This is a genomic window from Ralstonia pickettii, assembly GCF_030582395.1.
In the GTDB taxonomy this organism is placed as follows: domain Bacteria; phylum Pseudomonadota; class Gammaproteobacteria; order Burkholderiales; family Burkholderiaceae; genus Ralstonia; species Ralstonia pickettii_D.
The window spans coordinates 759,373-777,724 of record NZ_CP104382.1 but is presented as its reverse complement, the minus strand read 5'-3'; the positions used below and the strand labels follow the sequence as shown (position 1 = coordinate 777,724).

At 62.5% G+C, this 18,352-nt stretch carries 12 protein-coding genes; 7 read left to right on the top strand and 5 right to left on the bottom strand.

Features of this window, described 5'->3' with window-relative positions; translation table 11 throughout:
- Position 1 precedes the first annotated feature (1 nt).
- From N5B55_RS20215 to N5B55_RS20185, 7 genes are all read left to right on the top strand, one after another.
- Positions 2-2,239, top strand: a complete 2,238-nt coding sequence (locus N5B55_RS20215) for a T6SS phospholipase effector Tle1-like catalytic domain-containing protein (RefSeq protein WP_304539833.1) — start codon at positions 2-4, stop codon at positions 2,237-2,239.
- Positions 2,240-2,267: 28 nt separating this feature from the next.
- A complete protein-coding gene (locus N5B55_RS20210) occupies positions 2,268-3,518 on the top strand; it encodes a hypothetical protein (RefSeq protein WP_304539832.1) in 1,251 nt (416 codons plus the stop codon).
- A 50-nt stretch (positions 3,519-3,568) separates the two neighbouring features.
- On the top strand, positions 3,569-3,844 hold the full coding sequence (locus N5B55_RS20205) for a hypothetical protein (RefSeq protein WP_304539831.1): 276 nt from the start codon (positions 3,569-3,571) through the stop codon (positions 3,842-3,844).
- Between the two features lie 60 nt (positions 3,845-3,904).
- Positions 3,905-4,624, top strand: a complete 720-nt coding sequence (locus N5B55_RS20200) for a DUF3304 domain-containing protein (RefSeq protein WP_304539830.1) — start codon at positions 3,905-3,907, stop codon at positions 4,622-4,624.
- 94 nt (positions 4,625-4,718) lie between these two features.
- Positions 4,719-5,174 carry a hypothetical protein gene (locus tag N5B55_RS20195; protein WP_304539829.1) on the top strand — a complete coding sequence of 152 codons (456 nt, stop codon included), beginning with the start codon at positions 4,719-4,721 and terminating at the stop codon, positions 5,172-5,174.
- Between the two features lie 2 nt (positions 5,175-5,176).
- Complete coding sequence (locus N5B55_RS20190; RefSeq protein ID WP_304539828.1) at positions 5,177-5,926, top strand: DUF3304 domain-containing protein; 750 nt, start codon at positions 5,177-5,179, stop codon at positions 5,924-5,926.
- A 158-nt stretch (positions 5,927-6,084) separates the two neighbouring features.
- The gene (locus N5B55_RS20185) at positions 6,085-7,008 is read left to right on the top strand and encodes a hypothetical protein (protein ID WP_304539827.1); all 924 of its coding nucleotides are present in this window, start codon (positions 6,085-6,087) and stop codon (positions 7,006-7,008) included.
- Between the two features lie 24 nt (positions 7,009-7,032).
- Here the strand turns inward: N5B55_RS20185 and fliD are convergent, their stop codons facing one another.
- From fliD to N5B55_RS20160, 5 genes are all read right to left on the bottom strand, one after another.
- Positions 7,033-9,069: a flagellar filament capping protein FliD gene (fliD, locus tag N5B55_RS20180; RefSeq protein ID WP_304539826.1), complete on the bottom strand. Its 2,037-nt coding sequence runs from the start codon at positions 9,067-9,069 to the stop codon at positions 7,033-7,035.
- A 195-nt stretch (positions 9,070-9,264) separates the two neighbouring features.
- The gene (uvrA, locus tag N5B55_RS20175; protein ID WP_304541704.1) at positions 9,265-15,114 is read right to left on the bottom strand and encodes an excinuclease ABC subunit UvrA; all 5,850 of its coding nucleotides are present in this window, start codon (positions 15,112-15,114) and stop codon (positions 9,265-9,267) included.
- A gap of 242 nt (positions 15,115-15,356) precedes the next feature.
- The gene (locus N5B55_RS20170; RefSeq protein ID WP_065855297.1) at positions 15,357-16,250 is read right to left on the bottom strand and encodes a class II glutamine amidotransferase; all 894 of its coding nucleotides are present in this window, start codon (positions 16,248-16,250) and stop codon (positions 15,357-15,359) included.
- Between the two features lie 460 nt (positions 16,251-16,710).
- On the bottom strand, positions 16,711-17,166 hold the full coding sequence (locus N5B55_RS20165) for a universal stress protein (protein WP_304541752.1): 456 nt from the start codon (positions 17,164-17,166) through the stop codon (positions 16,711-16,713).
- An 80-nt stretch (positions 17,167-17,246) separates the two neighbouring features.
- Positions 17,247-18,257 (bottom strand): zinc-dependent alcohol dehydrogenase family protein, encoded by a 1,011-nt coding sequence (locus N5B55_RS20160; RefSeq protein WP_304541698.1) that lies wholly within the window; start codon positions 18,255-18,257, stop codon positions 17,247-17,249.
- Between the last annotated feature and the right edge of the window lie 95 nt (positions 18,258-18,352).

The window sequence follows — 18,352 nt, the reverse complement described above, 5'->3', positions numbered from 1 at the left end:
AATGGCGGAGTTGGAACGGCTGGAAGCAACCCCTTTTGGGCTGACCCAAGACGAAAAGGGGAGGTGCATGGCAAGTCAGATAGGTGAGTTTTCGGGCCAATGCAACCAGGAATTCCGTATTGGTTTCTTTTTTGATGGCACCAACAATAATAAAGACCGGGATATGCCAAAACAGGCCCACAGCAACGTGGCCCGGTTGTATGACATTTTTGAGGTGACACCAGATCAAGTGCGTTTCTACGTGCCAGGCATCGGGACAACATTTGATAGGGAGATTGGAGATACTGGTCGAGGCTACGATGCTAGAGCGGGGCTTGGTTCTGGTTGGGGCGGGGAAGCCCGCATCAATTGGGCGTTGCTACAAATCACCAACGCACTCTATCAGCGATACAACAAACGCGTTCTTAGTGTCGAGATGGGGAGCGACGATCTAAAGCTCGTTCGAAAGATGTCCACGGACATCAATCTCCCGGTACACCTCCGCGCTTCGGCTGGTAGCGACGAAGTCGATGAACTCAATAACGCCGGTACGTTCGGCACGCTGGCCGGAACTTTGGACACTGCCACGCTTGCCCCCAACCATGAGGCCCGCCGGCAAGAGCTCACGCGTCGCCGAGAGTTTGTTGAGCAGAAGCTCAAGCCTCTGATCGAGGGTCGCAAGCCGAGGCTGACGAAGATTCGACTTTACGTGTTCGGATTCTCCCGGGGCGCAGCCGAGGCACGTGTTTTTTGCAGCTGGCTGGAGGATGCTCTAGGCAAGGACATGACGCTGGCTGGCATCAAGGTCAGCGTGGATTTTCTCGGCATATTCGACACCGTAGCGTCGGTGGGCTTTGCTCAAAGCTTCATGATCGCCAGCGGCCATGGCGGCTGGGGTAATGAAGAGTTCCTGCGCATCCCGGGTTACGTCGAACGAACAGTGCATCTGATTTCGTCACACGAGATACGCGGTTCGTTCCCGCTCGACAAGGCAGAGTCTAAGAATTGCCTGGAGTTGGCCTACCCCGGCGTCCATACCGATGTGGGCGGCGCTTATCAGCCAGGCGATCAAGGTCGCGGCTGCCGCACGGATGGGACACCCGATGACAGCACTAAGATGTCCCAAGTTACGTTGGCAAAGATGTACCGCGAAGCGGTTGCGGCTGGCGTGCCGTTGAAGCCTTCAACGGACCTTCCGCCAAGAGTGTTAGACGCCCTGAAAATATCGCCGCAACTTATCAAGGACTACAACGACTACGTCGATGCTGTAAATCCACTGATTCGCAAGCATGGCGGAGGAACCACCGGTGCAGCACGTGTGCAATACGGGTTGTACCTGCGGTGGCGCCGCCTACGCTTGAACGCGGGCGCGCAGGCCTTTGAGAATCAGCCCTTCTTCAAGCGAGCGCAAAAGTTCAGTGCCCAGTGTGCACAAGATTTGGCCGGTGCTAACGAAGAGCTGCGCGAAGAAGCCAAGATCATGGCGGAGATGGAAAGCTCTCCCGTCTACTCGGATGGCTGGATGGGCAAGGTTTTTCGGAACGTTCCGGGCCCGGGCGGGGTGGTTGCCGAGATCCAGCAGTTCGTCTGGGGTGAGAAAGTCAAGCAATGGAGGGAGGTCAAGTCATACTGGAATGACACATCGCCGCTAGATGCCCGCATCGTCAAATTTTTCGATGACTACGTCCACGACTCACGTGCCTGGTTCAAACCAACCGGCGCCACCAACGAAGAGGTCTGGAAGCGCCGGCAAAGAGAACGCCTGGAAGATCTCAAGCGCAAGGACGCCGAGTGGAAAGCCCAGTGGGCCGAGATCAATGCGGCATCCGCGCGAGACCCGGTAGGGGTGCGCAAGCGCTTTGCGCCGGTCGACGAGGGTGGGGAGGGCGACGTATATCCGCCGCTGCTGGTCGGTCAGGACCGCACCGACTTGGACCGGTATTTGAAGGACGGCTCTCTACCACTGGAAAAAACAGGCCGCGAATTCAGTTCTGTGTGGGGTTATCTGCGCTGGCGAACCCACTTTGCTCCCACACTGACTGTGCGCGAGCGCGCGCAGGCGGCGTGGAATAAGGCCTCCAAGATTCCGGGAAAAGTCGCCGACAAGATCACAGATAAAGCCAAGGACGTTGCGCATAGCGCTGAGGAAAAGGCGGCGGAGGCCGCAGGCAAAATCTTGGAAGCCGGTAAAGAGAGCCTTATTCGTGGCGCGAAAGACACGTTAGATCGCTTTACCGGTGGCAGTATTCCAAGGCTGTGACCGCGGAAATCTTTTCGAAAGTCGCGCCATGAGTAGTGCCGACGCCACAGGAAAAGGCCTGCGGCATTTATCCCTGAAACCTTACCGGCTTGGCATTACCCTTAGCGCAGCACTCTCGATCCTGCTGAGCACGCTGAGCCTGATTGCGCTCCTCACGCCGAATCTCGATTACGGCGTGGTGATGCTCATCCTAGTGGCCATCGTGGTTGGTGTTCCGCTGAGCTTAGCTTTGCTGCTTACGTGGTTCACGTATTGGCGTCGCGCATCCACGCCGTTGCCGGCGAAGTTTCATGCAGCCATGTTTCTGCCAACGCTGGCAGCGTTGGGCGTTCTTCCGATTGGAGCGGGAGTGCAGGACACAGCGCGAAGGTGGTTCAGTGAAGCGCACCCGGATATCCGCGAACTGCATGTCAACTTCAGCGGAAGACCGTTGTGGCTTGCAGTAGGCAGCGCTCAGACAGACGCAGGTTCATGGCCGCGTATGCCATTGCTGTCGGGGCCAGAGGCAAGGTTTGCCGGCTTCATTCGTCATCCTCAGGAAGACGACGTCAACCAGGGGCGCTTTCCATATACGGGAAGCCGCCTGCGTGAGAGCGAGCATTCATACGCCTACGCCGATACGGACGAGGCAGGACAACCTGTAGCGGTACGCCCGCGCCCACTGCTGCTACGCCCATACCCAGATCTCGGCACACTTCGGTCGGACCTTCGCGAGAGCGACTTGCTGGTGTATCAGTACTTTCATTACTACGATCATGTAGACGTCGCGCCAGGGCTTGGTAGATTGGACGCATCGAAATTGGACGAACTACAGGGCCTGGTGGGCAATGTCGTGTCCTTCTATCTGTCCGATCAATACCCGCGAGGTCTGGCGAGACTTGAGATCGATGGTCAGACTCTGGTGATTGGAACTGACAATGAGCGCGTTTTTGAAGCGCCGTGCGATCGACGTTCGAGTTTTGTTGGCAGTGCGCTGCTGGACATCCAAGCGCCGCTTACAGTGCGCTGGCAGACGCTGGACGATCCGGCCCGTTGGCACGAGGCAAGCGTAAGCGTTCCCGCCTTTCAAGGGGCGACGTCACGGGCTATGCAAGCATCTGTCCGTAACGTTCGATTGTATTTTATGGATGGTGGCGTCGTTGCCGCGGAGCAGTTTCTGACACAGAACCTTCTCGGCGGAGACCAGAGAACGGTCTCCACGGGCGTCCCCGTAGGTGTACGGGCTGAGCGGATTTGTGACAACACCAACCAGAAGAGCATTGACGCGTTTTCCGGATGACCGGGCGACGTCGTTGTGAATTCAACCCTAAAACAACCTGACTCTCTCAAATGAACCTGCAATACAAACTTGCCGTAGTCCTCTTGACCACCGCCTGGATGACCGCAGGCATCTGCGCCCAGCACACCTCCACCGAGCCGGCATCAGGCAATGCCCCGCACAGTGGAATAAAGAAGGTCGCGCACACAAAGAACCAAGGCAAGCGTGCCAAGGTCGCCCGAGCACGCAAGAACACCGCAGTCGCGCGTGATGGCGATGCAGAAGTGCTCGCCCAAGTGCTGGGTTCCGATAGCAGGAATCCGTTGTGGGGGAAGCCGCAGCAATAAGAGCGATGTGTCGACGGATGGGTGACGTGTGCAGTCCGAGACAGATCACGAAACGCACCAGTGCGCGAAGAAAACACAATGAAAACGTGGAGATGCTTCGGCGCAGCGGCCATCGCTTCAACGGCGTTTTGCGTACTGACTGCGTGCGCCACTAAGCCTGCACCCACGGATGACGAGGTAGCGGCTAGCATCACTTCGTACAACCACACTCCCGACTATATCCATCAGTTCTACGTGGATGGAACTTGGGCGGGCAACTCGTTTGCTTATGGCGGCGGTGGGAGTTTCGTCTGTTGCATCGTGTACCCGAGAATCTGGCGCCCAGGCTTAACCGCTACGGTGAAATGGACCACATCCAGTTCTGACCCAAACGCGACCGGCGATGCAGTGAAGCCGCATTGGCACGAGGCTGTCGTTCCCATTGAGAAATATGTGGAGCCAGGCAAGTTAAACGTGCATTTCCTGCCAGGAGGAGAGGTTCGCCTCATCATTTCAAGCAAGGTGGCTGGCCACCCGGAATATCCTGGCCCAGCCTATCCTGTTAAGCCGGCAGATTTCCATTTTGAGCCAAGCCGACGTGCAGCGCGTGAAGCTGAACAGCGCGCCCGAGCGCAGGCGGCGGGAAGGGCCCGACTTCAAGAAGAAATGCGCGCGTTGAAGAATGCACCGCCACCTCCTCAGGCGCCGGCAGAGCCGATACCACTTTTGCCCGACGAGATCGCGCCCGGTGTGAAGCGAGACGCGACGACACCACCTGGCTACCACCATATCCAAGGGTGATTCACATACCGCAGTGCACTCGGTCGCAGTCGAAATCGGTCAACCAATATCTCTTGCTGAACGGTCTTCTTTGCCTCCCCACACGGCAAGTTGCATGCGCCGCATAGCGACAGCGTTAGCATTTTTCTTTGCGGCCCCGCACTCGGCATCGGCAGCGGATGCCGTTGCGATTTCGCCCGATCAATTCACCAACGCCACAATCGAAATACGGGGCAGCGACATCTACTACGAGTTGCGAACTCCGGCCGGCATTCGCAGCGCAACAATTGCCACTGAAACTGAAAAGGCAATCCACCTAGAAACTGCCGACTACGATTTCAGCGGACGACAGGGCTTCGCTTTCTGGTCGATCGACGAAGGGCAGGGCGTGTACAAGATCTACCGTGTTTTCACGTTCTCACGAAAGAGGAGCGATTTTGTTGAGCGCCATCCCCGCTGTGGCGACGCGTTCCTCAACCTTCGCGTGGACGCGCAACGAAAACGACTGATCAGTACATTCTTCGAAGACAACACCCCCCAGTCATGCGTAACACGGTTGGATCCGGATTGAAGATGCAGCGCTGCTCTTTGCTGGCGTTTGTACTCGCGATGGCATTTCCTGCTTTCGCGGCGGCGCGGCGCCTACAGCGCACCCGAGAGCAGGGGACGATGGCGGATGCGGCGTTAAAGAGCGCCTGGTCTGCCCACCTAGTGATTGCGGTGCTGGTTTCAGTCGCTTTCGTGACGTACCCAAAAACGAGTCATGAAGCGTCGATCGCAGATGCCGTGCCGAGTGCGACAGAAGCGCAGCGCGAGATGATTCGCCGTATGGAGAATACGCCAACTCCGAGCCTTAACGGTGTCCAGCTCTACACAGGGCCAGAGCGGACTCCAACGATGGCCAAGGGGCTGACGATCATCGGCTACAACTATACGGACACCGCCATTACAGATTTCTCTGTTGGCCGTGCCGGCGGCGGCAATATCGAAGTGTCCTCGCGTGCCTACAGCTACGGTAGCGGGGCGTGCTGTGCAACGATTCCGCGGGGAGTCCCATTACCGATATCGGTCGATATCGGATGGCAACGTGATGGCACCGGCGACCGTCCGTGGTGTAGGCAAGCGGTGTTGTTGACAGGCCCGATACCTGAGAAAGCGAACTATTTTGAGGTGCACTTCTATCAAGATGGCACCGTGAACGTTGCGATTACGGACTACCCATCACGACCTCGTGTTCTGCTGGATCGATATAGTCCCGCATTTCGCAAGCCGAGCGGAAACATCAACAACGATACTCGGCACGCAAGGTGCGGCGGCGAGTAATCAGAAGACGCCTTAACGTGCATACCGCTGGAGCAGTCGACTCAGAATCGGAGCGATGCAATCGCCAACCTTTCGGTGAAAGCGCAACGGGCGAAACTGATCAGTACATTCTTCGAGAACAACATTCCAAAGTCATGCGTATCACGGTTGGAGCTGGATTGAAGGTGCTGCGCGGCGCTTTGCTGGCGTATGTATTTGCTTCGGCCTTTCCCGCCTTGGCGGATGGGCCGCTGGCGATTCCACGTAGCGAACAGACCACCGGAGGCTATCTGAGCACGGCATTGCTGCTCAAGCCATGCCTGGATATTCGTGAATGGTCGCCCGAGCCGAACGACGATCTTCTGAAGCAAGTTGCGGACGCGCGGAAAGGGCTACCTCCGAAGACGTGCGAATTTCCCGCGCTGGTGGAGAAGTTGTTCAAAGCACGATTTCTGCAGTACGCCTCGATTGCGGTGGTCAGCGATCCATGGAATCTCGATGCAAAGATTCGCGTGCAGAACGAAGCCATCGGCCGATGCAAGGACACGGAATGCCTGGACCACGAGTTGGATGCGGCCATTACCGCTTTGTCGCCTGTCTACCTGAATTCCCATCCAGAACGGCCGAATGGAACAGGTCTGTGCATGTCGAAAGCTGTCGACGTGCCAGCGAACAAGTTGCGCGCATTGCTGGGCGCCAAAGTTCAGAAAGACATTGTCGACCAGTGCGCCCCAGAGTCGTTTTCCGTGCAAACCTGCAGGGGGGCGCAAGGCACCCTCGTCTTTGCGGGGTGCACGATGAGTGGCAATCAGGTGAACGCTCCAGAATGGCTCTATCGCGTTAGAGGCGCCACGGTTGAATCGCTACTCGACATCGATGATGGACCGTCTGGCGAATTGAAAACTACGTGCAATGGCATGCCGGATCTTATAACGAGTGCGCGCGTCAGCATGGGCGAGCATTACGTAACCTATTACCGCTATGACGGCACGCAGTACCAGTCTGCGTATGCCTACACCGCGATGGGCGTTGGCACAGACGGCAACGGCAATGATTTGGTTGTCGCGCAAGGTGGGCAAGTCACGCGGGTGATTTGCCGATAGATCAATACTTGAGGGCGAACGCGATCAGCCCCCCGTCCGCTGCTTCTGCAATATCGCCAACTGCGTCGTCAGGTAAGTGCTCGTATTCGTCATGCTGGCCACCATCTTCGATAGCGCATTGAACTGTGTGTAATACAGCGCCTGCTTGGCATCGAGCTGTTTCTGCATCAGATCGATTTCCTTCCCGAGCGAGGTGATGGAGTTGTTGATGGCGTCGCTGGCGTTCTGCACCATGCCGTTGTTCGACAGCAAGTTGCCCGATACCGTGTGCAGCAGCGCCGCGTAGCCACGCTGCACGGTGACGGTGCCGCGGTCGCCCAATGTACCGCCCGTCACTTGCACCGTCAGGCCATCCACGGCCGAGCCGCTGGCGCCGTAGAGGTTCTGGCCCGAACCCGTGGCGGCGGCGCCGTTGATGGTGCCTTGTACATCGCGTCCGGCCGTGGCCGTTGGGCTGCCGCCCAGCAGCGACGCAGCGCCGTTTCCTGACACCGACACGGTCGATGCCGAGCCGTATTGCTTGTCAGTCAGCGTCAGCACGCCATTGGCGTCGGTGCCGATGGCGACTTCCACCTTGGCTCGCTGCAGGTCGGGCGACGCGTTGACCAGGCTCTGGATCTGCGCGGCCAGGCTCGACGCGGTATAGCTGCCGGCCGGCACCTTGATGTTGGTCGTGATGCCGCTGAGCGTGACCGACAGGCTGTCGTTCACGCCGCTCTGGATGGTCGTGTTAGCGGCCGCCGAGCCCTTGAGCGAGCCCTGCGTCGCCAGTTGAGTGACGTTGACGGCATAACTGCCGGCTTGCGTGGTCGTTGAAAACGACGCGACCTTCAGCAGCGAATCCGTTGTCACGCCGGTGCCGGCAAATACGGCCGCCACCTGGCTGGGCGATTTCTTTAGGGCCGCGGACAGCTTGGGGTCGTCAATCGACAGCGTCCCTTCCTTGTCCATCGTTACGCCGATGCTGCCAAGCGACTGGAACGCGCCGTTGCCGATGCCCTGGCCCAGCACGTCGGTCAGCTGGTTGATCATCGCCTTGGTGCTGACGTCGCCGGCCAGCGCGCCGTTGTTGGCGGCGTTCGCGGTATCGAATTTGGTCAACGCGTTGAGCTGGATGCGCAGCGCGTTGTACGCCTTGACGAAGTTCAGCACCGATTGGCTGGCCTGGCCCGCGTCGCTGCCCACCGTCACGGTCGTGCTGCCGGTCTTGGCGAGCGTGAACGACGTGCCGTCCACCACATCCGTCAGTGTGTTGGTGGCGCTTTGCACGCTGATGCCGTTGACAGTGGCAAGCGCGTTGCGGCCTGTGGCCACCTCGGTCATGTTCTGCGTGCCGCTCGGGTCGTGGCTCAACAGGGATTGCAGAGCCGGGTCGCCCGACACGGAAATCTTCATCTCCGAATTGGCGCCGCCCGCAGTGGACGTCAGCACCAGCCGATAAGGCGAGCTGCTGCCGTCGTTGACGATGCTGGCCGAGACGCCCAGGTTGGCGCTATTGATGGCGTCGCGGATGCCGGCGAGCGTATTGTTCGATGGGTCGATGGTGATCGAGCCGCCGGCCTGGTTGCCGTTCTGCGTGAACGCGGCGCCCGTGTATTTGCCATTGGCAAAGCTGCCGCCCGAGACGCTCCCAAACGAGAAGGTGAGGGTGGTGGGCGTGCCGCCGCCAATGGGCGTCTTGCTGGACGCCTGCCCGGCGGCCGATAGCACCTGCGCCTGCGCAAGCTGCGTCACGTTGATTTGGTACGTGCCAGCCGGCGCCGTATTGGACAGCGAAGCCGTGAGGATCGACGTGTCGTGCCCGCTGGCCTTGTTTCCGGTGAATGTGTCCGGGTTGTTCAGGGCCGCCATCGCGGTCTGGAAGGTCGACAGCGCGCTTTTGAGCGAGCCGACTGCCGACAGTTGCGTCTGAAAGGCCTTTTGCTGCGTCTGCCGCAGCGTCATGCCCTTGCTTTCCGCCTGGATCAGCTTCGTGACAAGGGTGTTGACGTCGATGTTCGTCCCGATGCCCGGAATCGAGATCGGCGGAACGTAGTTGTTGCTCGTGGACGAGGTGGCCATGGTCGGACGCGCGCAAACGCTTTCTTCACAATCTCCACAATGTGACGGCAGCGAGGCGCGCTTCTTTAGGGCAAACCCTGCTCGGACAGGCTTTGCGCACCGGTTTGCTCAGGAAAGCGAAAGGATTGCTGGCGCCACATCACCGCGAGCGCCTCGCCGACGGTCTCCACCGGTGCGGAGACCGCCGCGGCCACGCTAGACCGTCTCGCCTTCCTTGCTCGGATCGACCTGCTTGCCGCGCGCCAGCACCGGCACCAACGCGGCGCCAGTATGGCTGGCCGGCACGCGCGTCAACGCCTCCGGCCCGCAAGCCGCGACGATCGTGCCGCCTTCGTCGCCGCCTTCGGGGCCGAGATCGAGGATCCAGTCCGCCTCGGCAATCACGTCGAGGTCGTGCTCGATCACGATCACGCTGTGGCCGCCGTCCGCCAGCCGATGCAGCACGCGAATGAGCTTGGCCACGTCGGCCATGTGCAGACCCACGGTCGGCTCGTCCAGGACGTACAGCGTGTGGGGCGGCTTCTGGCCGCGACGCGTCACGTCATCGCGCACCTTGGACAGTTCGGTGACGAGCTTGATGCGCTGCGCCTCGCCCCCGGACAGCGTGGGCGAGGGCTGGCCGAGCGTCAGGTAGCCGAGGCCGACGTCCTTCATCAACTGCAGCGGATGGGCAATGCTGTTCATCGCACCAAAGAATTCGACCGCTTCGTCGATCTCCATGGTCAGCACATCGCCGATGTTCTTGCCGCGCCAGGTGACGGCAAGCGTCTCGGCATTGAAGCGCTGGCCGTGGCACACGTCGCAGCCGACCTTCACGTCGGGCAGGAAGCTCATGGCGATGGTGCGCACGCCCTGGCCTTCACAGGCGGGGCAGCGGCCGTCGCCGGTGTTGAACGAGAAGCGCGAGGCGGTGTAGCCGCGTGCGCGCGCCTCCAGCGTGTCGGCAAACAGCTTGCGGATGGTGTCCCACACGCCGATGTACGTGGCGGGGCAGGAGCGCGGCGTCTTGCCGATCGGCGTCTGGTCGACTTCCAGCACGCGGTCGATGGTTTCCCAGCCGGTGACGCTGTCGCAGCCGTGCCAGTCGTGTTTGACGTCGAGCTTGCGCGGCATCTTCGCCTCAGGCGTCTCAGCCTGCGCGGCCTTGCGTGCGCGGCGGGTTGCCGGCGAAGACAGCACCGAACGGCCGACCGCATCGAGCAGGTTTGTCATCAACACATCGCGCGCCAGCGTCGATTTGCCCGAGCCTGACACCCCCGTAATCGCCACCAGACGCGACAGCGGCATCGTCGCGGTCACGTTGCGCAGGTTGTGCAGCTTGGCACCGTGCACCGTCAGCCATTGCTCCGGCACGGCTTGCTTGCCGGCACGCGGCGCAACCACCTGGCGGCGCGGCTGCAGCGGGTGCTCGATCGGCTGTGACAGGAACCGGCCCGTGAGCGAATCTGGCTGCGCAGCGAGATCCTGTACGCCGCCTTGTGCGACCAGCGTGCCGCCGCGCTTGCCGGCGCCCGGGCCGATGTCGATGATGTGGTCGGCGCGGCGGATCGTGTCTTCATCGTGCTCGACTACCACCAGCGTGTTGCCCTTGTCGCCCAGCTTGCGCAGGGCGTCCAACAGGATCTGGTTGTCGCGCGGATGCAGGCCAATGGTCGGCTCATCCAGCACGTAGCAGACGCCCTGCAGGTTGCTGCCGAGTTGCGCCGCCAGGCGGATACGCTGCGCTTCGCCGCCCGACAGGCTCGGCGCCGCGCGATCCAGGCTCAGGTAGCCCAGGCCGACCTCTTCCAGGAACGACAGGCGGCTGTGAATCTCGGCCACCACATCGCGGGCGATGTCGGCGTCGCGGCCGGTCAAGTCCAGGCCCTCGACCCAGCGGCGGGTCTGGCTGACAGTCCACTGCGCAATGTCGACGATGGGCTTGTCGGCAAACGTGACGGCGCGCGCCGTCGGGTTCAGGCGCGTGCCGTGGCAATCCGGGCAAGGCAGGTCGGTCATGCCGTCGGGATCGACTTCCTCTGAAGGAAGCGTCTGCTCGCGGCCGCGATCGTCACCGCCGAGGACGGTGTCGTCAAACGCGGCACGCTGCTCGCGCGTGAGCGCCAACCCGGTGCCGACGCAGCTCGGACACCAGCCGTGCTTGCTGTTGTACGAGAACATGCGCGGATCCAGCTCGGGGTAGCTGGTGCCGCAGGTCGAGCATGCACGCTTGGTCGAAAACACCTTCACATTGCCGACATGCGCCGTGCCGCCGTTGTGCATGGCGTGTTGCAGACCATCCAGCGGCGCGAGCACATGCATGATGCCCTTGCCGTATTCCAGCGCCTGTTCCAGCAGCGCGCGCAGCGCGGCTTCGTTTTCCGGCGAGACAACGATGTCCCCCACCGGCAGTTCCAGCGTGTGCTCGCGGAAGCGGTCCAGGCGCGGCCATGGGTCGACGCTGAGGAATTCGCCATCGACGCGCAGATGCGTATAGCCGCGCGCCTTGGCCCATTTGGCCAGGTCGGTATAGACCCCCTTTCGGTTGACGACCAGCGGCGCGAGCAGGCCGATGTGCTGGCCGCGATGGTCGCGCATCAGCTGGGCAAGTATCGCCTCCGGGCTTTGCGCCGATACGGGCGTGCCGTCGTGGATGCAATGCTGCACGCCCAGCTTCACATACAGCAGCCGGAGGAAGTGCCACACCTCGGACGTGGTTGCCACCGTGCTCTTACGGCCGCCGCGCGACAGGCGCTGCTCAATCGCCACCGTGGGCGGAATGCCATAGACGGCGTCGACTTCCGGCCGCCCCGCCGGCTGCACGATGGAACGCGCATACGCATTGAGCGATTCCAGATAGCGACGCTGCCCTTCGTGGAAGAGGATGTCGAACGCCAGCGTCGACTTGCCCGAACCCGATACGCCCGTCACGACGTTGAATTTGCCGTGCGGAATATCGACGTTCAGGCCCTTCAAGTTGTGCTCGTGCGCGTGGACGATGCGCACGACGTTTTCACCCTGGACTTCCGCCAGCGCAGCGCGCTTGGCGCGGCGCTCGGCCAGCGCCGTCTGCAGCGGCACGCCTTCGATGGCTTCCGGCTGGCCGACGCTGGCTTCGTATTGCTTGAGCGCGGCGCCGGTGTGCGATGCAGCGCAGTCTTTGACCTGCGCAGGCGTGCCGGCGCACACCAGCAGGCCGCCGGCGTCGCCGCCTTCAGGGCCGAGGTCGATGATCCAATCCGCCGCACGCACCACGTCGAGGTTATGTTCGATCACGATCAGCGAATGCCCGGCGTCGAGTAGCTTGCCGAACGCCCGCATCAGCTTGGCGATGTCGTCAAAGTGCAGGCCGGTGGTCGGCTCGTCGAACATGAACAGGCGGCCGGCGTTGGCGGGCACATCCTGCTTGACGCGCTTGCGCGCCGCGGCCTGGGCAGCCTGCGCGGCTTCGGCCAGGAAACCGGCCAGCTTCAGGCGTTGCGCCTCGCCGCCGGAGAGCGTCGGCACCGGCTGGCCAAGCTTCACGTATTCCAGGCCCACGTCGACGATCGGTTGCAGCACGCGCAGCACGTCTGCGTCATCAGCGAACACGCTGGCGGCTTCGCTCACCGTCAGCTCCAGCACATCGGCCACCGACAATGCGCGGCCACCGCGGGGGATCTTCACTTCCAGGATTTCGGCGCGATAGCGCGTGCCGTCACAGTCCGGGCAGCGCAGGTAGATGTCAGAGAGGAACTGCATCTCGACGTGCTCGAAGCCCGAGCCGCCGCAGGTCGGGCAACGGCCGTCGCCCGAGTTGAAGCTGAACGTACCGGCCGTGTAGCCTCGCTGCAGCGCCATCGGCGCCTTGGCGAACAGCTTGCGGATTTCATCGAACGCGCCAACGTAGCTGGCCGGGTTGGAACGCGCGGTCTTGCCGATGGGGGATTGGTCAACGAACACCACGTCGCTGATCTGATCGGCACCGCGCAAGGCGCGGAATGCGCCGGGCGATTCCGTTGCCTTGCCGAAGTGGCGCGCCAGCGCCGGGTGCAGCACGTCCTGGATCAACGTCGATTTGCCCGAGCCGGACACGCCGGTCACGCACACCAGGCGCTGCAGCGGGATCTCGACCGTGACATCGCGCAGGTTGTGTTCCGACGCGCCTTCGAGCACCAGCCGCGGCGTCGCGTCGATGACGGGGCGCGCGTGCCAATCCGTGGCGTCGGCCACGCGGCGCTGCCCCGACAGATACGCGCCCGTGAGCGTATCGGCCTGACGGATAGCCGACGGCGTGCCGTCAAAGACGATGTTGCCCCCACGCTCGCCGGGGCCGGGTCCCATGTCGATCAGGCGGTCAGCAGCCAGCATTACGGAGGGATCGTGTTCGACCACCACCAGCGTGTTGCCGGCGTCGCGCAGGCGTTGCATGGCTTGGACAATGCGGTCCAGATCGCGCGGGTGCAGGCCGATGCTGGGTTCATCCAGCACGAACAGCGTGTTGACGAGCGATGTGCCCAGCGCCGTCGTCAGGTTGATCCGCTGCACTTCGCCACCCGAGAGCGTGCGGCTCTGGCGGTCGAGCGTCAGATAGCCAATGCCGACGTCGCACAGATAGGCCAGGCGCGTGCGCACCTCGTCCAGCAGAAGCTTGAGCGCGTCGTCGAGCAGCGTGGACGGCAGTGTCAGTTCATCGAAGAAACGGCGGATGCGCTCGATGGGCAGCAGCATCAGGTCGTGCACGGTCAGCCCGGGCAGGGCTTCGAGCTGGGCACGGCTCCAGGCTACGCCGCGCGGCATGAAGCGGTGTTCGGGCGCGAGCACGGCGTCGGCGTTTTCCTTGGTGCCAAGGCGCCATTGCATCGATTCGGTTTTCAGGCGGGCGCCGCCGCAGGTTTCGCAGGTCGTGTAGCTGCGGTACTTGGAGAGCAGCACGCGGATGTGCATCTTGTACGCCTTCGACTCCAGGTAGTCGAAGAAGCGGCGCACGCCGTACCACTGCTTGTTCCAGCCGCCACGCTTGAAGGCCGGGTCGCCATTGATGACCCAGTTGCGCTGGGCCTCGGTCATCTCCGCCCACGGCGTGCCGCGCGGGATGTCCGCTGCAGCGGCGTAGCGCATCAGGTCGTCCTGGCATTCCTTCCACGCCGGCGTCTGCATCGGCTTGATGGCGCCGTCGCGCAGCGTCTTGCGCTCGTCCGGAATCACCAGCCCAAGATCGACGCCGATGACGCGACCGAAACCGCGGCAGGCGTCGCACGCGCCGTAGGCGGAATTGAACGAGAAGAGCGCCGGCTGCGGGTCTGCATAGCGCAGGTCGCTTTCGGGGCAGTGCAGGCCGGTGGAAAAGCGCCAGATCGCGGGCTCCGCGGCCTCATCGGCCGGCAAGACGTACACGCTGACGCGTCCGCCGCCGCGCTTGAGTGACGACTCGATGGCCTCCAGCGCGCGGGCACGCTCGGTGCCCTGCAGGCGGAAGCGGTCGGCCACCACATCAAGCAGCTTGCGCTTGCCCGTGGAGGACTCCACCACGCGCTCGGCCTGCACGCGCGTATAGCCGCTGACCGACAGCCATTGCGTGACTTCTTCGGGGCTCGTATTGGCGGGCAGCTCGACGGGAAAGGTCACCACCAGGCGTGGATCGCCTTCGCGCGTGCGCGAGAGCAGCTCGTCGTAGATCGTTTCCGGCGTGTCGTGGCGCACCGGCAGGGCGGTGTCGCGGTCGAACAGTTGGGCGGCGCGCGCAAACAGCAGCTTCAGATGGTCGTTCAGTTCCGTCATCGTGCCGACCGTCGAGCGCGAGCTGCGCACCGGGTTGGTCTGGTCGATAGCGATGGCGGGCGGCACGCCTTCGACGTGCTCGACCTGCGGTCGGTCCATGCGGTCCAGAAACTGGCGCGCGTAGGCGCTGAAGGTCTCGACGTAGCGGCGCTGGCCTTCGGCGTAGAGCGTGTCGAAAACGAGGCTTGACTTGCCGGACCCCGACGGCCCGGTCACGACGGTCATTTCACCCGTGCGCAGGTCCAGATCGAGGTTTTTAAGATTGTGCTGACGGGCTCCGCGCAGGCGAATGACACCGGAGGACATGGAGGGCGTTCCTTGGAGCTTGGAGGTAAGGGGCATGCCGGCGGGGCTCAAGCATCGGCCGCTGCGTCGGCAATCAGAATTCGAGCCGTAAACTGTAGCGGATTATGAAGATCCGGTTTGTCTACGGAACAAGTCGTGGGCGGGAGCCTAACGCAGGGCTCCTGACAGCGTTTTGTCAGGAGGTTTCAGCGGAGGGGCAGAAAAGCACGGGGTGATGCCGGTATCACCCCTGCCGGGGCGCTTCAGCCGGCTTCGCGCCCGTAAGACGCTTGATTGGCCGGCAGATCAAAGCCCGTGGGGCCAGGCTTGCGCGGGACAAAACGGTGGTGCTCGACCACACCGCCCTTGACGATGACGACGGTCTCTTCGGGAATCTCCGCCCACGCGCCGGGCAGGTCGACAAGCGGTTCGGACAGCACAAGGAAGGCGTCGTCGCCCGCGTCTTCAATGGCGGCGCTGTCAGGATAGAGCTGGTGCAGATGCTTGAACGACGTGCTGTGGAACAGCGAGCGCGATTCGCCCTCGCTGGAGTAGCGGGCCGCCACGATCTGAACGCCGTCCGTCGCGCAGACCGTCATGTTCAGCGGGTATTCGACGCCGTGGCGGCGGCCGATGTCTTCGATCAGCCCGACCATCTGTTCGAGCGCGCCGCGCGGGTCGCGGTCGAGTCCGAACGACAGCGCGAGGAAAAACATGATCTCAGAGTCGGTCGAGCCTTCGATCCAGCGGAACAACTCCGGCGCCACTTCCATCATCAGGGCGCGGCGCAGCATCGGATATTCACGGATCAGCCCGTTGTGCGCAAAAAGCCACCGGCCGTAGCGGAACGGGTGGCAGTTGGTCTCCTGCGCCGGGGTGTCGGTGGCCGCGCGCACGTGCGCGATGAACATCGACGAGCGGATGGCGCGGGCGGCTTCACGCAGGTTGGTGTCGTTCCACGCGGGGTGCAGGCAGCGGTATCGGAAGGGCACCTCAGAGTAACGGCCGTACCAGCCGATGCCGAAGCCGTCACCGTTGGTGGTTGTCTCGCCGCCAAGGCGGGAGCGCAGACTCTGGTCGATCAACGAGTGCCGCGGCCGGAACAGCACTGTCTCCATCTGAATGGGATTGCCTGAATACGCCAGCCAGCGACACATGATGCATTGCCTATAGAGATGCCTTGAAAGGTGAGTCTATGCAATGCGTTTGCGAATGCACAAGAAAATCCGAACCCTTATCTGACAAGGGTCTCGGCGGACCTGCGACCTTGACGGCGAGGTTTTTCATCAATTCGCTTACCCGCTTTGCAAAGGAGATATCGCTCGCAGATCCGCGCAGGCACGGGGCGGCGGGCCTTGGCGGGAGCGGCGCGGACTTGCCGGACGAGCTTCCTGCGCATCCTTTACGCGTTTCGGTTCGGGGCAAGGCCCACGAATTCAGCGCTGCCGTACTGTCGTCAAAACGCATCAGAGTGGGTCGGGGTATGGGGTCGGCCAGCGTGCCGAGTGCCTCATCCGGTCGGCGGATGGGCTCGCCCTCTCTCGTTGCGCCCGTTGCGCCCGCATGGCAGCCGGGTGCCCCGGGCGACACCCGGGGCGGCGGCTGATGAAGCCGGCTTTACTCTTCCACCTCACTGCGCACCATCAACACCGGCTTGTTGGTCTTGCGCACCACGCCCTCGGCTACGCTGCCGAGCACCAGATGCCTGAGCCCGCGCCGGCCGTGCGTTCCGAGCACGATCAGGTCGGTGCCCGTCTCATTGGCTTCCGCGACGATCGTTGCGGAGATCTGCCCCGGCGCAATGGATTTTTCGAGCAATCTGGTCGAATGCTTGATGCCCGCCGCGTCCAGCTTTTTCGAGACCTCGGCGAGCGTGTCGCGGCCGTAGTCGACGACCTGGTTGGCGTAGGCAATCGAGTCGGCCCCGACCATGTCGAAAGTGATGTCGCTGCTGTCGGCAACGAAAAGCGCTTCGACTTCCGCGCCTGTCGCCTTGCTGACCATAATGGCCTGTTGCAGCGCAAGGTAGGACGCGTGGCTGCCGTCGATGGCGAGCAGGATTCGCTGATACATGGTGGTCTCCAAGGCGTTGTGCAGTCGGGCACCGCATGTCATCAGCGTAGACAGCGTGGCGTGTGGGCTGTTGATGCGCGTCAAAGGTCTTTCGACGCCACCTGCAGAACGGCTGCTCCTGCAACGCGCCCGGCACGGAGGTCTGCCAACGCGGTGTTGGCGTCTTGCAGCCGATGGGGCGTGACCCGCACCCGCAACGGGAGATCCGCTGCGACGCGCATGAGCGCGAGTCCGTCGGCTCGCGTCAGGTTCGCGACGGAGACCAGCTTGCGTTCTTCCCAAAGCCACCGGTACGGAAACGCGGGGATGTCGCTCATGTGGATGCCGCCGCAAACCACCGTGCCGCCTTTGACCACAGCTTGCAGTGCCTGCGGCACGAGCGCGCCGATGGGCGCAAAGATCAAGGCGGCATCGAGCGGTTCCGGTGCGGCGGTGTCGCTCGCGCCAGCCCATCTCGCACCCGTGTCCAGGGCTAGTTGCTGCGCCGCAGTATCACCGGCCCGCGTGAAGGCGAAGACGTCGCGCTGCTCTGCCACGGCAATCTGCGTGATGAGATGCGCCGCGGCGCCAAAGCCGTAGATGCCGATCCGGCGTGCATCGCCGGCCATGCGCAGCGTGCGGAAGCCGATCAGGCCAGCGCAAAGCAGGGGTGCCGCGTGCGCATCGTCGTACCGCGCGGGAATCGGCAGGCAGAATCGCGCGTCGCAGACGACATACTCCGCATACCCGCCATCGCGCGTGTAGCCGGTGAAGGCCGGGTGGTCGCACAGGTTTTCGCGCCCGTGCAGGCAGTACGTGCAGACGCCGCATGTCCAGCCGAGCCAAGGCACGCCGACGCGCTCGCCGGGGGCGGGCGTCGTCACGCCTGCGCCGCACGACTCGACGATGCCGACGATTTCGTGACCAGGGATCAGGAAGGGTTTGGGCGCGGTCAGTTCACCGTCCACGATGTGCAGGTCGGTACGGCAGACCCCGCACACGGACACGGCAATCCGGACTTCGCCCGGCCCAGGCACGGGCATGGGCACTGCACGCCAGATCAATGGCTTTCCGGCGTCTTGCATCACCATGGCGCGCATCGATTCAGACATTGCTGTCTCCATCCGGCGTGTCTGATCAGTATGGATGCTCGCCGCAGATGGATTGCCCGGCAGTGGGCCATCGCCTGCGCCAGATCAATCGAAGA